The sequence below is a fragment of the Corynebacterium sp. genome (assembly GCF_030532715.1).
Lineage (GTDB): Bacteria > Actinomycetota > Actinomycetes > Mycobacteriales > Mycobacteriaceae > Corynebacterium.
This window is the reverse complement of record NZ_JAUNKO010000005.1, coordinates 172,889-188,045: the sequence shown is the minus strand read 5'-3', so window position 1 is coordinate 188,045 and position 15,157 is coordinate 172,889. Positions and strand designations below refer to the sequence as shown.

Sequence of the window (15,157 nt, the reverse complement as noted above, 5' to 3'; positions counted from 1 at the left end):
GCCGGCGAAACCCTTATTTAGCTTAGTTTGCGCCGAGACCCATACCCGCAAACACCTGTTGCTCGCGCAGAAATCGGCACATTCGTAAGCTCTCTGGTGCTGCCCAAATTGGGGCTAGACCAGCAGCTATTCCTGTTGCTGTATATACTGACCTTCGTTACCCGCCCCACAGCATAAAGGAACAGCGCCAATGATTACAGGTTCTTTAAAGAACCAAGTTGACCGAGTATGGGACACCTTCTGGTCAGGCGGAATCTCCAACCCAATGGATGTGATCGAGCAATTCACGTACCTGTTGTTCGTCCGCCAGTTGGACGAGCGGCAGAACGAAATTGACCAAAAGAAACTCATTGGCATCAAAGTCCACGATGAGGAAAACATCTTCTCCGACCAGCAAGATGACCTCCGCTGGAAGAACCTCATGCAGATCGGCGACCCAGAGCAGCTGCACATCACCATCGCCACCCAAGTTTTCCCATTCCTGAAGACCATCGGCACCGGCACGCTTTCCGCGCTTTTCCAGGACGCCACGTTTGGAATCAGTAGCCCTTCCACCTTGCGGAAAGCAATGGAGCTGATCAACGATCTCGACATTAAAAACCGCGACATCACCGGCGACCTGTACGAATACATGCTTTCCAAGCTGGCCACCTCAGGTACGAACGGTCAGTTCCGCACCCCACAGCACATTATTGACCTTCTGGTAGAACTCATGGCGCCACAACTCGGCGAGAAAATCGTTGACCCCGCCTGCGGAACCGCCGGTTTCCTCATCAATGCTTCCGAATGGATGAAGCGCACGCACAAAGAAGAACTGTACAAACCTGCCGCCCGCGAGCAGTTCTATCGCGACACCTTTACGGGCTACGATTTTGACCGCGCCATGATTCGCATCGCCGCCATGAATAGCTACATGCACGGCTTCGACGAGCCCAACATCACCTACCGCGACTCCCTCGGCGAACTACCCGCCCACGAGCAGGAGCTTTACGACGTCGTGCTTGCCAACCCGCCGTTCGCAGGCAGCCTCGACGCCGAGCGTGTAGATCCAGTCATCCGAAAAATTGCCAACACCAAAAAGACCGAGCTGCTGTTCCTCGCGCGCTTCCTCACTTTGCTGAAAGTTGGTGGCCGCGCGGCGGTCATTGTCCCCGAGGGTGTGCTTTTCGGCTCTACCAAAGCCCACAAAGCACTGCGCAAAGAGCTGGTAGAAAACCAAAAGCTCGACGCGGTAATCAAACTCCCCTCTGGCGTGTTCAAACCCTATTCAGGTGTTTCCACCGCCGTTCTGTGCTTCACCAAAACCAACTCCGGCGGCACCGACGAAGTCTGGTTCTACGACATGCTTGCCGACGGCCGCAGCCTCGACGACAAGCGCACCCCACTCCTTCCGGAAAACCTCCTTGGACCAGCACCGCACGAAGTGGTTACGGAAGAAAACCAGTTTGCTGATCCAGTCCCAGTTCAATTGACTGCAGAACAGCTTGAGAAAAACAACCTTCCCGACCTGCTCGCTAGATTCCGTGACCGCAACACAAGCGAACGCGAACGAGGGCGCACTGACCAAAGCTTCACCGTTACCATCGACGACATCCGCGCCACCGACTACGAACTGTCGATGAACCGCTACAAAGAAATAGTCTTTGAAGACGAAGAAACCCGTGACCCCCAAGAAATCCTCGACGAAATCGCCGCTCTTGATATCGAAATCGCCGAAGCCCTCGCCAAGGTACGTAGCCTGATTGGAGGTACCAAGTGAGCAGGTGGCCGATGGTGAAGCTGGGGGAGGTTTGTGAAATAAAGTATGGAAAAGCACTCAAAAAAGAGGCAAGAGTACCTGGTGATGTACAGGTTTTTGGCTCATCTGGTGTGATCGGTTCTCACGTCACGCCAAATTTTGACGGGCCGGTTTGTGTCATCGGTAGAAAGGGCAGCGCAGGGCAGGTTTCTTGGTCTGAAAAAAGCTGTTGGGTAATTGATACGGCATTTGCGGCAATGCCGTTGTCTGATGAAACAGATTCCCGATGGCTTTTTTACATGCTGCGAACATTAGATCTTGCGAAGCTGGAGAAGCATGCGGCTGTTCCAGGAATTTCAAAGTCTGACTTAGTTCAAGAGTCGATCCCCCTTCCGCCTCTCGACGAGCAAAAACGGATCGCGAAGGTCCTGGGTGAGATTGCTTTTGCAATCGAATTGGTTTCTAAGCAGATTGGTGCGGTTGATGAATCTTTGAGGGTTGGACTATGGAATGTAAGTGAAGAAGGCGAATCGGTCTCTTTGTCGCATTATGTTCAGAAAATTACTTCAGGAAAGAGCCTCAAAGAAGGCGATTCCGATGATTGTCGAAATGCTGTTTTGAAAATTAGCGCAGTCACTTCTGGATACTTCGACGAAGCGGAGACTAAGCCGTTGCCGAATTCATACATACCTTCAGTTTTGCATCGTGCAAATTGCGGAGACATATTACTCAGTCGCGCAAATACTACGGAGCTGGTTGGGGCCTGCGCGATTGTGGAGACTTCGAAAGCTAATTTATATTTACCTGATAAGCTGTGGAAACTTCATATAAATGAAGGCGTGAACGAGTATTTTTTCTGGCATTTGTTGCAAACTAGGGGTGTTCGATCAAGGATAAGCAAAGCGTCTTCGGGAAGTGGCGGTAGTATGAAGAATATTTCCCAGAAGGCATTCCTTGGGATTTCGGTACCTAATTTTTCTGATGAAACGCAGCTTCGAGTGGGAAATTTAGTAGTGGAAAAACGGAGACTTCGCCAACTCCTTCACCAAAAACTTGCTTTGCTTCAGGAGCTGCAACGTTCACTTTCCGCACGTGCGTTCGAAGGTTCGCTGTAGGTGTTTGGGTGGTCTGTTAGGGTAGCTCTTATCAAGATGTAAGGGAGGATCGTTGATGATTGCGCCACAGCCAACGAACTTTGCATTTGTGGGGCGGGTATGGCCGGAGTTGTTGATTCATTGCCGCAATGTGGAGCAATCGGCGGTCAGCAACCCTCGCGCGGCCGGCGTCGAGGCGCGTTTTACTCTGGAGCGGCTAGTAGATCACATTATCGAGGCGTATGGTTTGCGTTCTATTGGTGGCTGGTCGCTGAATGACAAGCTCAATCATCGTTCCTTTAAGGATCGGATTAATCCGATCATTCATAGCAAGATGAATGTGCTGCGTCGTTTTGGTAACGACGCGGCTCATGGCTCTGATCATATTGATCCTGAGCGCGCGGTCCGCGCCACCGGACAGCTTTTCGATATCCTCTGTTGGGCAGTGGTGAATGTGGCGAATAGGCCAATCAATCGAGCGCAGCTACCCGAGTTTAATCGTGGCATTGTTGTAAATGCGCCCAAGCAGCGAGCCCAAAGTCAGGCGGAGATTGTTAAGCTTAATCACCAGCTGCGCCGTGCGGTGGAATCGGCTGAATCCACAAAAATGCTGCTTAGTGAGCAGGAAGAAGCCTGGCGGAAGGAACGCGAACAGCATCTTGAGCAGATTGCGGCATTCCAAGGTGAGAAAGATGAGTTAGAAAAACGCCTGGAAGACGAGCGGGCCCGTTTCGAGGCTGAGCTTGCGAAGATGCGGGAGGAGATTGCTGCTAGGCAGCAGGTGGATACCAGCGCCAGCTTTGCCATCAGCGAGGCGGAAACTCGCCGCGATCTGATTGATCCCGCGCTCGCTGAGGCGGGTTTCAGTGTGGAACGTGGGAATTTACTGGTCGAATTTCCGGTCGAAGACGGTCGAGTGGACTATGTTTTGCTCGGCGATGGTGGGAAACCATATGCCATCGTGGAGGCGAAGAAGACCAGTAAATCTATTGATGCTGGGCGTCAGCAAGCTGAATATTATGCCAATGAATTGGAAAAGCAGTTCGGCATGCGTCCGATCATTTACTATACCAATGGGTACGAAATCCGGTTGTGGGACGACGCTGCCAATATTCCGGGTGTAGGAGGTTGTCCGCCGCGAGCCGTGGAGGGATATGCCACCAAGGATGAACTTTATGCGATGATTCGGCGGCGGAGTCAGCGGCAACGGTTGGATGAGGTGGGTGTCGATAAGCAAATTGCGGGGCGGCCGTATCAAACGATCATGCTGCAAGCTGTGGGGGAGCGGTTTGGCGCCGGGCATCGGCGAGCGTTGTTGGTCATGGCGACCGGTACGGGGAAGACTCGGACGGCGATCGCGCTGGCGAAAAAGCTGATGCAGGCCGGGTGGGTGAAAAACGTGTTGTTTTTGGCGGATCGGAAATCCTTAGTCAAACAAGCAGCCGATGCCTTTAAAGAACACTTGGAGAATATTCCCGTTGTCGATTTGTTGAATAACCCTCATGGTGAAGGGCAAGTATTCTGCTCCACGTACCAAACCATGATTAATATGCTCGGTGGGGAGGAAGGCAAAGCACGGAGTTTTAGCCCGTATCATTTCGACCTGATTATTGTTGATGAAGCGCACCGTACGATTTATCGACGGTACAGTCGGATCTTTGACTATTTTGATTCGCTCTTGCTGGGGCTAACGGCGACACCTCGGCAAGAGGTGGATCACAATACATACGCCATGTTCCATTTGGAGAACGGAAATCCCACCGCGGACTATACGCTGGAGGTAGCGGTGGAAGATGGGTATTTGGTGCCGTTTAAATCCTTCCAATGCTCCTCGGTAATTCTGCGGGAGGGGGTGGCATATCGGGACCTCAGCCCGGAAGAGCAGCTCGAGTGGGAAAATCAAAACTGGGGCGTGGACGAAAACGGTGAACCAGTCGAAATGCCTGCGGAAGCAAATTCCGCGGAAATCAACGCCAAGCTGTACAACAAAGACACCATTAGGCAGGTTGTGGGACAGGTGCTGCAATACGGCATTAAAGTTTCCGGGGCGGATCGCATTGGTAAAACCATCTTCTTCACCCGCAACAAGAAGCATGCGGAGCTGGTATTTGAAATCATTTGTGAGACGAATCCACAGATCCGGGCCGCTATTATCACGCACGATGCCTACAACAGTCTTGGATTGATCGATCGATTTAGGTCCACGGGGAAAGATGCCATCGATATTGCGGTGAGCGTGGACATGCTCGATACCGGGGTGGATGTGCCAGATGTGGTGAATTTGGTGTTTTTCCGGCCGGTGTATTCAAATGTGAAATTCTGGCAGATGATTGGTCGTGGCACTCGGCTCTGCGAAAACCTTTTCGGGGAAGGGCTGCATAAAACCGAGTTCTTTATCTTTGACTATTGCGACAATTTGTCGCGTTTTAATGGGACCGATGGAGTGCCGCCAACCGAGGGCAGCTCGCAGCGGTCCTTGTCCGAGCGCACATTCCTAAGACGGTTGGAACTGGTGGAATTGCTACCGGACGATGATGAGGTGCGTACCGGGGTGGTAGACAAACTACGCACCCAATTGGAATCCGTGCCAAAACGCAGCGTGCTGATCCGCCCCGAAAACCGAGAAGCACTAGAGCGGCATTGCGGGGCACAAGCGTGGGAGGCGATTGATGTCAATTCGCTGAAAGAACTGGCTTATTTGCCTTTTGCCGATGCGCCCGAAGACGAAGAACACGCGAAACGGTTTGACTATTTAGTACTGAGTTTGCAGCTTGACGTGGCGCGAGGAGACGCGCTCGCTGAACGCAACCGTGATCGGCTAACTGCAATATGTTCGCATTTGCTGGGTAAGACCAATGTTCCACGGGTTGCGGCAGCAGCCGAGTTGTTGGAGCGCTACAGCGCGGCCCTCTGGTGGGAGGGGATAACAGTAGTGGAACTGGAAAACGTGCGCCGTCAACTGCGCACCTTAGTTCAGTTCATGGACCGAGGTTCCCGAAACGCGGTTGTCATGGATCTGCAAGACGAACTCGTTGAGCCAGAGGAGCTGGCGCTACTGCCGGAATACGCTGGACGGTACCGCAGCAGCGTCGAAGACCGAATCAGGAGGGTACTGGAGGAACACATCGATGACCTTGCGGTGCAGCGAGTGCGAAAGTTAAAACCGCTCACGGCTATCGACCTGCAAGCATTGGAAGAAATCGTTGCCGAAGCAGGACAGGAATCAGTTCCGGAAATGCGTCAACGCATCCATGGACAATCAGTAGTGGGATACGTTCGCGGACTTGTTGGGCTGGACGAGTCCGCAGTGGAGTTAGCTTTCGCTGATTTGCTAAATGGTTCCCGGTTGAACTCCGTGCAGATGGAATTTATGCGTCGAATTACCCGAGTTTTGTGCAAAACTGGGTCGCTGACTATGGATCAGCTGTTTGAGGAACCGTTTAATGAGCTGGGAACCGTAATGGACGTGTTCGATGGTGACATGGCGGTGGTGCTAGATCTGAAGGCGCGGATTGAGCAGGTGAATCAGGTGGGGTGAGGAGGTGGTTGTTTTCTGCCAGAAGATTCTGATAATCGAGTTCGTGCGGGTTACTTAGGATCCGTTGGACGTGGACGGGTACGAATGCTCCTACTATTGCAAGGGCTGATGCGGTCGATTGTTTAGTGTTTCTTTCACGGTGCTAGTGCTATGAATATGATCAGCTAATTCCGGAAGCAGCATAGCAGCCAGATCAACGATGGCTTTGTTGGCCCTAATGAGTTCTTCGCACCTAGTGGGAGAAAATTGTGGTTCGTGATGAGAAGCACGATTACGTACAAGGTTGATCAAAGCCAGTCCACGTTCGACTTGTTTGCGGTTGGTGCCTTTAGGGAACGCGTGGTTGAGGTAGGGCACCCACAGCGTCTTCTCGTGGGCCGCATTGGTGAGGTGCCGCCAGAATCCAAAAGGTAGCTCGGCTATCACTTGTCCTGGTTCTGGAGACTTACTTCGGACGCGACGCCTTGCTTCGTCGATGCTCCTCCGGTTCCTCGTATTTAGATCAAGCTGTCGCCCATTCTTTGAACGAATAAGGGGGATAACAACTGGTGAGTGGGTATCAAATAGCCAGTGGTTTTCCCCTCCCCAATAGGTTGTAAGTGTTTGGTCGTAAATGTTACGAATGCCAACCTCAATGTGTGAAATATCATGCATGACGGCTTGGGCTAGACGCAGGTTCCATTCGTACAGTTCAAGCGCCAACTTCGTATCACTATCCGCTGCTACAAGGTATGAGTTCCACCGAGGCGTAGACAACCATGTCTGCACCCATGTGGAGCCAATTTGCACGCCAACCCCCTTCGTCTCTGGAGAGAAACATCAATGCCTCGGCGAGAATACCTGCCGGATTACTCCAACAGATAGCGCTCCACCGAGGCTTCGGGATTAATAGTACCAGAACGGGAGTGGTAGAGCACGTGTGATTTAGCGCTTCCGGGTTCATCAGCAGTGGGGTGGGCCCTTGAACTGAGTGCCCACCAGCACGATCGTTCGGGATGGGGCCTCGGAAAACAACCTCGCCTTGAAGCGTGTCAGGTTGTTTGTGTGTGGGAGTTGAAAATGGGGGTAGTTCGGGGTGCTCAATGTATGGTTCGAAGCGGTCGAGGTAGGCCACTGCCATGTGGTGTATAGCCTGTTTCCATTGAGGGACTTTTCGACCTTCAACGAGTCGGCCGACGGTAGCAGCAACGCGTTGTTGTGTTCTTGTTTGTGTGGTGTGGCGCGTCGATCTTCGATAGTGCAGATCATCAGCGAAAGTGTGTTGATTGCCGAATCGTGATTGGGGAATTGCACACGATAACTTTGCTTGCTTCCGGCGGGAATTTTCAACAACGGGATGAATCGGTCCTAGGTGTGGCGCTAGGCTTTGACGGATTGGGGATATTTTTTCCCAACGCCGCTGGATTCGAACCGCTGTCACGTGGTGTTGGCTTCATCGACACTTGGGGGCGTTGTAGATTTCCCGGAGTTGCTTGGTGGCCCCTCCTGCGGTCGGTGGAGGACACCTATCGGGTGGCCGCCCGGATGAGATGGACCACTGAATGTCTGCACCATCGACTTCGGCCAGGTCGCCTCACATGGCCTTTTGTAAAGCCGTTGAGCCCATCAAAGCCAAACGATGAAGACGTCCTTTGGCTGCCTCGGTTGACACGTTTAAGCGCACACCGATGCCCAAAACCAAGCGCCCTGTTTGGGGATCCATGGTCCTAAGGCATGTGCTTTTGATACCTCCCATATTCATGCCGATGGCAATATGGCAGCCGCCATATTCATGATGCGGGTTCATCATGCGTCCGCCGTCGCGGACTTGAATCCGTAGGGCGTCGAGGAAGCTCACCGGGTGAGAGGTCATCAAGCTCACGTTGCTGGCAGACCAAGGCTCCCTCAAGCACCGCATCGGTGATTGCGGAGATGGTATCCGGCGAGATATCCACCCGCAAGCTTGTAGTGAGGTGGTGTTGGATATCTCGGACGGTCATACCGCCGGCTGCCACAAACCGACAATCATATCGTCGAAGTCAGTCAGCCGGCGGCTGCCCTCCAAAAACCATCTGCGGCGAGCACAAACCATCACGATCCCGTGGAATGTGAATGTCCAACGTACCGTCAATCGATTCGACTTTTTTCTTGGAGGAACCATTTTCGGGAATGATCCGCGTCTACCGCCGCTGTGCCTTCGCAAATCGGTTTGCTCATAGCCGACATGGGGCATCCATTTCCGCCTGCAGCCCACGGTTCATTGATGCATGGCACACAAACCCCGGACTAAATCGCCTGTGTCGTGCGTGGAAATAGCAAGATCATCAATCAATGACGCAAGTTGAAGGATTCGCCAGCAGCCACACTTCGATAGATTTGATCCGTGCAAGGTCACCCGCGTCGTGCTTCGCCATGAAGTTCATTGAAGATTTATCCTTCGGTGCCAGTGGTGGATCCCTCGCACACAAACCATCAGACACAGCCGGATGGAAGTTTAGCTGCTAATCTTTTGTTTGATGCTTGGCAAATGACTAGCCGTTTACTCGGCGAGAACGACGAAGTAGTGTTTACCAGTGGTGGGACAGAATCTATTATTTAGGGATTCTTGGTTCGCTCGAAGAGTCGTGGACCCAATCGTTAGTGGTAGTAACCGGTATTGAACACTCAGCAGCGTTGCGTATGCTTCAAAGGATGGTGTAGGCCGGCGTTGCGGAAACGTTGGTTAACCTACAATCAAATGGGGTCAGTTCTCCTAATCATGTGGCAAACGCACTTCACTCGAACACACGATAGGTGTGTATGCGGCAACCCAACAATGAGACTGATGTGATTCAACCTCTGCACAAGGTTGCAGAACTCTTTTTGGGGCGCGACGTACCTAAGTTTGTTGATACAGTTCAAACTGCAGGCAAATTGCATTTACCAAATATAGATGCGGATTTGCCGGCCGTTTCCGCACGTAAATTTAGTAGACCAAGAGGTGTGGGTGCATTACGGATTTGACCTGGTCTAGCCTTGCGTGCTTTAATCACTGGGGAATCCCATGAAAATGGTTTTCGTGCAGGCACCCAAAACGTAGGAGGTGTTATTGCTGCTGTAGCACAGCAATGCATGAATAACGAATTAACTCCAGCCAGTCGTCATCACCTTCGAAGGCTTCGAGGACATTGGGATGATAGAACTTCTCGTCTATTATTTGAGGTGCGTCGCATCTCAAATGCACCAACACTGTTTGAGCCATTGCGCATTCTAATCCCGCGGCTGCGCGAAGCCACCGTGGCAGAAAATCTTGATTTATTGGGAATCAGTGTAAGTACTGGGTCAACTTGTCACTTTTCGGAAAAGGATCGTCTCATGTATTGTCGGCTATGGGATTAGATAAAGACATTTTGATGTCAGCGATACGTATCTCGTTCGGTTGGGAACGGTAGCGGGCTTTCACTGACAAGGAACACAATATTGAAGGAGTGGTGAGATGCTCATTGCAGTAAAAAATCTCATCAATGAGCGGTCAAGATTCTTGACTTCATTATTTGGTGTAACTTTCGCAGTCATACTTATTTTAGTGATGTCAGGAATTTATATAGGGACTCTGAAACAAGTAACAACATACATCGATCACCACGACGATAAAGTTTGGGTGGTGCAGCCCGGAGTTGATCAAATGTTTCGTTCTGTTTCTTGGCTCGACGCCACAGTTGAAGACAAAATTTCAGCGCTTCCTGAGGCCGGAAGTGTTTCAAGTATTTTGGGAGTACCGTCTTCGTTTGCCCACAATGGAACGCAAACTGCTTACTACCTGATTGGTTATGATCCAAATAATTCGGACGGTGGGCCTTGGGCTCTTGCGGATGGTCGAAATATTGAAAATTCTGATGAGACAGTTCTCGACAGTGTTTTAGCGAAGAAAAATAACATTCAACTCGGCGATCGTGTGACTCTAATAGATGAAGAATTCACCGTTGTGGGGCTATCTGAAGAGACGGCTGCAGTAGGAAATTTTTATGCGTTTATTTCAGCGGATGCGGCTGCAACGCAACTACGTGCTGGTAATCGTCTTTCTTTTGTACTTGCTGAACCTTCAAGCGGAGTCAACAAGGAGGAATTGCGAGACGCTATCAACCGCAATATCGACGGAGTAGATGCATTAACTGCACAGGAATTTTCTGAAAATAGTAGAGAAATAGTCCGCTCAATGGTCGGCAGGCCGCTCATTACAATGATCCTCATTGGTGTCATAGTTGGCCTCGCACTTATTGCGCTATCGGTGTTAAGCGTTGCCAGTGAGCAAATGCATGAGTTCGGTACCTTGCGTGCATTAGGAGTGCGTCCAAAGCAGCTGTATTTTATTGTTATTATCCAAGCGCTCATATTGGGAATTGGAGGATACGTACTTGGGGTTGGGGCTACTTACTTAGTGCAGCGGTTAATTCAGGGACGGGTGGGAGATGTTGTGGTGGCAATTCCAATTGACTTAGTAATCTCTATGGCAATTGGGTCAGTAGTTATGGCTATCCTTTCATGTTTAGTGCCCGCGCGTAGAGTTGCAAGTTTAGATCCAGCCGCGGCATTTCGTCAATAAAAGTATTTTCTAGAACAGGAACAATATGTTACCGATCAATACGTGTCCTGTATGTGGTTGTTCATTCGAGGGCATTAAATCGCGATTAACTTTAAGTAAATGTCCGCGTTGCGCTCGACCGATTACCGCGCGCTTTGAAGGTCCGGTCCTCGAAGTAGAAAACCTTAAACATCAATATGGAACAGGTTCAAATGTAGTTTATGCAGTTAGGGAACTCAATTTAAGGGTAGATGTTGGCGAAATAGTCCTGGTTGTAGGGCCTTCTGGTGGTGGAAAGACAACAGCGTTGCTTTCGATGGGGTTGTTACTCACGCCGACATCGGGAGTCGTCCGAATAAATGGGGAAGATACTGCATCGATGCGTGAAGTTGATCGTGCGAAGATGCGGTTGCTTAATCTAGGATTTGTATTTCAGCACTTCAATCTTATGAATTCGCTGACAGCGCAAGAAAACGTTGCGCTGCCGATGCGTTATGCGGGAGTGAAATCTACGTTTGCGAATGCGCGTGCAGCTGAATTGCTTGCATATTTTGGGCTTGAAGATCACCTTTCTAAACGACCGACAGACCTGTCAGGTGGAGAAAAGCAACGCGTGTCTATTGCTCGTGCCCTAGCGTTAGGTCCTCGGTTAATTTTGGCAGATGAGCCTACCGCAAATCTTGATTCTAAAGCTGGTAAAGCCGTCATTAAACAAATGGTGGTAGCATCACGGAATGAAGGTGCTGGAGTCGTAATTGTTACCCACGACGTACGGCTTTCCAAAATCGCAGATAGGCTAGTCGTGCTTGAAGACGGCGTATTAAGAGTCGGCGATCAATCTGATTTCAATTCGTAGCTTGGTTGTTGATCGAATGTGAAATTTATGTGGTTTTAGGCGCAATTCAACAAGAACCCAATGTTGAAGTTTAAATTGATGGCAGGTGTGTCATCTTACTAAGCTTGAGTTGCATCAACGTGCCGGAGTTGAGGTGGTACATTCAAGTGTAGTAGCTTCGCGAGGTGAGGATTCAGTTTTGATTCGTTACCTGTTATTCGTGCGAGCAATGTAGTATTTCATCAGCGATTGATCTAGGTGTTCCATCTGTTATTGTTGGTTTGCTGAATTCTTTACGCATTGCGGCTAGGTCAACTGAAGGTACTGGTGTTAAACTCTCGCTGGTCTTGTCAGAGGAGTTTCAATAATTCGAATGGTGAAGCATGTAACAGGAGAAGATGATGATAGGATCATTACACCGCTGGAGTTTTTACTGCCGTAAATTCAAAAGATTAAAATTGCCTAAAGGTTTGCAATTGAGCTTTCAGAATACCTCGCTTCAGGTGTGAATGCGGCTTGCGGTTGGTTTTCTGACATTCCTGTGGATCACTCGCACGTAAACCATCAGACACAGCGTATCCAGACTCATTTGTGCGTCTAATCCCAAAAATCCCTCAGTCTTGTCAATCAACGTATGCAAAATCAGATCATCATGCGCAGTACCCATATGGGACAACACAACGGTGCGGCCACGGACTTTGCGCACAACTTAAAAACTCACCCCCAAAATGCACCACCGTAACAACAAACCACCAGGTCGGAAATGCGACACCCAACAATCCACAAAACAGTTATGGAAGTCAGGATTACCGCGAACGCTTCTCCGCTTTTGGATAAGATTTCTGCTTGTTACTGCTTTCAATCAGGCCGTTGAGCTCGTCTGGGTGGCCGATGCACACCGATTCGGTAGTGCGGCTGAGCGTTGACATGGCTGTTGAAGTAGGGTGAACAGGTGGCCGATGAATCATTAAGACCTGTGTCTGAGTTGCCTCGTGGAGAGTTCGGTTTCCCGGGGCCGCTTCGGGATGCTTTGGTGTCGGCGATCCTTTCTGAGGTGAAAACTGCGACCTCATCCCTCTTGGTCGAGTATCCAAGTGGTTATGACCTGCAGGATGAGGTAGGAGCCCTCGAGGCTGTTGTCGACTCATACGACAACGTAGTGTGTGTTATCCGTACAACGGAGATTCGCGTGTGCCGACTGGCCGATGTCGATGATGCCCATGCCACCGCAGAGGGCGAGGGATACACCGACGCATCCGCCTGGCGCGTCGAGCATGAGCGGTTTTGGAACTCACCGCAGTATGTCGACAGCGTTGGGGCTCTGGATATCGGTGACGATACTCAGGTTGTGTGCCAGCGTTTTATTGTTGATTCGCGCTACCCAACCTTGACCTCTTAAGAGGTTGCTTGAGTAACTGCCCTATATATCTCACCACTAGGGTGGTGCCGGAATCGTTGGTTTGCGCGCGGGCCGTTAAGACCCGATGTGGATTGTTGCCTGCTGAGCTCTGCTAACTTCTTGCTGTTTCTGCTGTATTCCAAGCTGTGAGTTGGAGGTGTCGGCCGTGCCAGTGTTCGATGAGCCAGCGGTCGTGGCTGGCTACGATGAGTGTTCCTTGCCAGTTGCGTAGTGCTTCTTCTAGGGCTTGCATGGTGTCGAGGTCGAGGTAGTTCGTGGGTTCATCAAGAACGAGTAGGGCAGGGTGGCTTGAGAGTGCGATTGCGAGTTGGGCTCGGCGTTGATTTCCGGCAGACAGGTGTGCAATTGGGGTTGTCCACAATGAAGGATGCAGTATTCCTTTGCCTTGCACACCAATACCGCTGTTCCAGATGTTTGCATTAAACCCAGGATCCTGTTCGGTGGGAAGATGTTGCGGGACGTAGCCGATTGTTTCTATACGGGTGATAGTCCCGTCGCTGTTCGTGGAACTAGGTGGAGCGCCGGTGGCAATACATTTCAGCAGGGTTGATTTGCCTGCCCCATTGCTCCCTGTAAGTAGTAGGTGTTCGCCTCGATCCAGATCGAAACTCACCGGCTTCAACCGACCGTACACAGTTGCTTGACGCGCTGTTACTGCCAGTCCTGCCCCAAAGCTTGGATCTTGGGCGGGGAATTTCAGCTGGTAGTTACGGGGTTTTCGGACTTCGTGCGCTTCGAGGCGTTTAAGCCGGACATCGTCATTGCGGGTTCGTTTTACCGATGTTGCAGCTGCTCGGTCTGCGAAGAACTTTTTCTCAATGCCTGTCGCGGTTTCTACGCGAACCCCGCCCTGGGCAATTTTCATGCTGTCGTGCCGATGTTTGCGTATCCGGCGTTTTTGTTCCTGCTGCATGGCGTGTAGTTGCCGGTGTTGTTCTTGAGCGGCTGCCTTTGCGGCTAAGTAGTCAGTGTAGTTTCCGGTGTTTTTGTATATGCCGGTAATCTCTTGGCCGTCGGCCCTTGCCAATTCCGCCCAGACTGTGATGTCCATATCGTAGATTGTGGTTGCGGTGTCTTCGATAAAGGCCCGGTCGTGGCTCGTCGCTAGTATGGGGCCTTCCCAGTTCTTGATAGTTTGGGTCAGAAAGTTGATTGCCTGGGAATCTAGGTGGTTTGTTGGCTCATCAAGTATCAGTACGTGAGGGCGCACAACAAGCATTGCGGCTAATTTCAGTCTCGCCCGTTGCCCAGGCGATAGGCTACCAAGATCCCGCTCATCATTTGATGCAGCGAGCTCCGCTAGACCGAGCCCGTTGAGCGTTGTTTTTACACGGGCGTCCAATGACCATACGTCGAGCGCTCCCATTCGCGTAAGAACTTTGTCGTACTCAGATTCGATTCCTGTCTTGCCGGCCGCCAGGGCGGCCGTAAGCTGCTCGAACCGGGCAACTAGCTGCTTGAATGGCGCGAGCGTTGCATCAAGGAATTCGCCTATAGTCCCGTCAAACGATTCTGGATCCGGAATGTACGAATCAGCTGCGCTGGAAACGATCCTCCCAGAATCAGGCGGCAAGTCACCAGAAACGATTTTTAAGAGCGTGGATTTGCCAATTCCGTTCGGGCCAATGAGGAAGGCGCGTTCCCTGTTTCCAACGTGGATACTAACGTTGTCAAGGATTGTTTGGGAACCGTATGAAAATGACGCGTTTTCGAGCACAATTGCGGGCACGGTGATCTCCGGGGCGTAGAGCTAGCTGCGGTCGCGTCTCAGCGGTGCTGAGTGGAGATCACATGAACACCGGAACCACCTTGTCATTTATCCCAACCATCAGTCGATGGTGCCATTTTTACCACACAATGCGTTTTGGCGGCTCAGTGGCCGGGGCCACGCTTGGGCTGTCGAGCTCCCGCGTGCGTTGTTGTACGAGCAATGTTCCGTTTGTGCGATCGGCTTTGAAATCGACCCGTCCGCCCAGCTTTTCGTTGAACACG

11 protein-coding genes are annotated in these 15,157 nt (G+C 51.1%); 7 read left to right on the top strand and 4 right to left on the bottom strand.

What is annotated here, in order from left to right:
* Positions 1–190: 190 nt before the first annotated feature.
* Genes Q4D83_RS09375 through Q4D83_RS09365 form a run of 3 tightly spaced genes read left to right on the top strand, consistent with a single transcriptional unit; the run spans position 191 to position 6,370 of the window.
* Complete coding sequence (locus Q4D83_RS09375; protein ID WP_303174983.1) at positions 191–1,759, top strand: class I SAM-dependent DNA methyltransferase; 1,569 nt, start codon at positions 191–193, stop codon at positions 1,757–1,759.
* 11 nt (positions 1,760–1,770) lie between these two features.
* The gene (locus Q4D83_RS09370) at positions 1,771–2,853 is read left to right on the top strand and encodes a restriction endonuclease subunit S (protein ID WP_303174981.1); all 1,083 of its coding nucleotides are present in this window, start codon (positions 1,771–1,773) and stop codon (positions 2,851–2,853) included.
* A 55-nt stretch (positions 2,854–2,908) separates the two neighbouring features.
* The gene (locus Q4D83_RS09365) at positions 2,909–6,370 is read left to right on the top strand and encodes a DEAD/DEAH box helicase family protein (RefSeq protein ID WP_303174979.1); all 3,462 of its coding nucleotides are present in this window, start codon (positions 2,909–2,911) and stop codon (positions 6,368–6,370) included.
* A 93-nt stretch (positions 6,371–6,463) separates the two neighbouring features.
* Here the strand turns inward: Q4D83_RS09365 and Q4D83_RS09360 are convergent, their stop codons facing one another.
* From Q4D83_RS09360 to Q4D83_RS09350, 3 genes are all read right to left on the bottom strand, one after another.
* Positions 6,464–7,159, bottom strand: coding sequence for a hypothetical protein (locus tag Q4D83_RS09360; protein WP_303174977.1), 696 nt, complete (start codon positions 7,157–7,159; stop codon positions 6,464–6,466).
* A gap of 784 nt (positions 7,160–7,943) precedes the next feature.
* Complete coding sequence (locus tag Q4D83_RS09355; protein WP_303174975.1) at positions 7,944–8,222, bottom strand: hypothetical protein; 279 nt, start codon at positions 8,220–8,222, stop codon at positions 7,944–7,946.
* A 166-nt stretch (positions 8,223–8,388) separates the two neighbouring features.
* Complete coding sequence (locus Q4D83_RS09350) at positions 8,389–8,469, bottom strand: hypothetical protein (RefSeq protein WP_303175129.1); 81 nt, start codon at positions 8,467–8,469, stop codon at positions 8,389–8,391.
* A gap of 679 nt (positions 8,470–9,148) precedes the next feature.
* Here Q4D83_RS09350 and Q4D83_RS12065 point away from each other — a divergent pair.
* The 4 genes from Q4D83_RS12065 (at position 9,149) to Q4D83_RS09335 (ending at position 13,144) form a co-directional block, all read left to right on the top strand.
* Positions 9,149–9,352 carry an aminotransferase class V-fold PLP-dependent enzyme gene (locus Q4D83_RS12065; RefSeq protein ID WP_368502209.1) on the top strand — a complete coding sequence of 68 codons (204 nt, stop codon included), beginning with the start codon at positions 9,149–9,151 and terminating at the stop codon, positions 9,350–9,352.
* A gap of 472 nt (positions 9,353–9,824) precedes the next feature.
* On the top strand, positions 9,825–10,931 hold the full coding sequence (locus tag Q4D83_RS09345; protein WP_303174974.1) for an ABC transporter permease: 1,107 nt from the start codon (positions 9,825–9,827) through the stop codon (positions 10,929–10,931).
* A gap of 121 nt (positions 10,932–11,052) precedes the next feature.
* Entirely contained in the window at positions 11,053–11,766 is a 714-nt protein-coding gene (locus Q4D83_RS09340; protein WP_368502211.1) for an ABC transporter ATP-binding protein, read from the top strand.
* A gap of 955 nt (positions 11,767–12,721) precedes the next feature.
* Positions 12,722–13,144: an ASCH domain-containing protein gene (locus Q4D83_RS09335; protein ID WP_303174970.1), complete on the top strand. Its 423-nt coding sequence runs from the start codon at positions 12,722–12,724 to the stop codon at positions 13,142–13,144.
* Positions 13,145–13,256: 112 nt separating this feature from the next.
* Here Q4D83_RS09335 and Q4D83_RS09330 read toward each other — a convergent pair whose 3' ends face one another.
* Entirely contained in the window at positions 13,257–14,894 is a 1,638-nt protein-coding gene (locus tag Q4D83_RS09330) for an ABC-F family ATP-binding cassette domain-containing protein (protein ID WP_303174969.1), read from the bottom strand.
* Positions 14,895–15,157 lie beyond the last annotated feature (263 nt).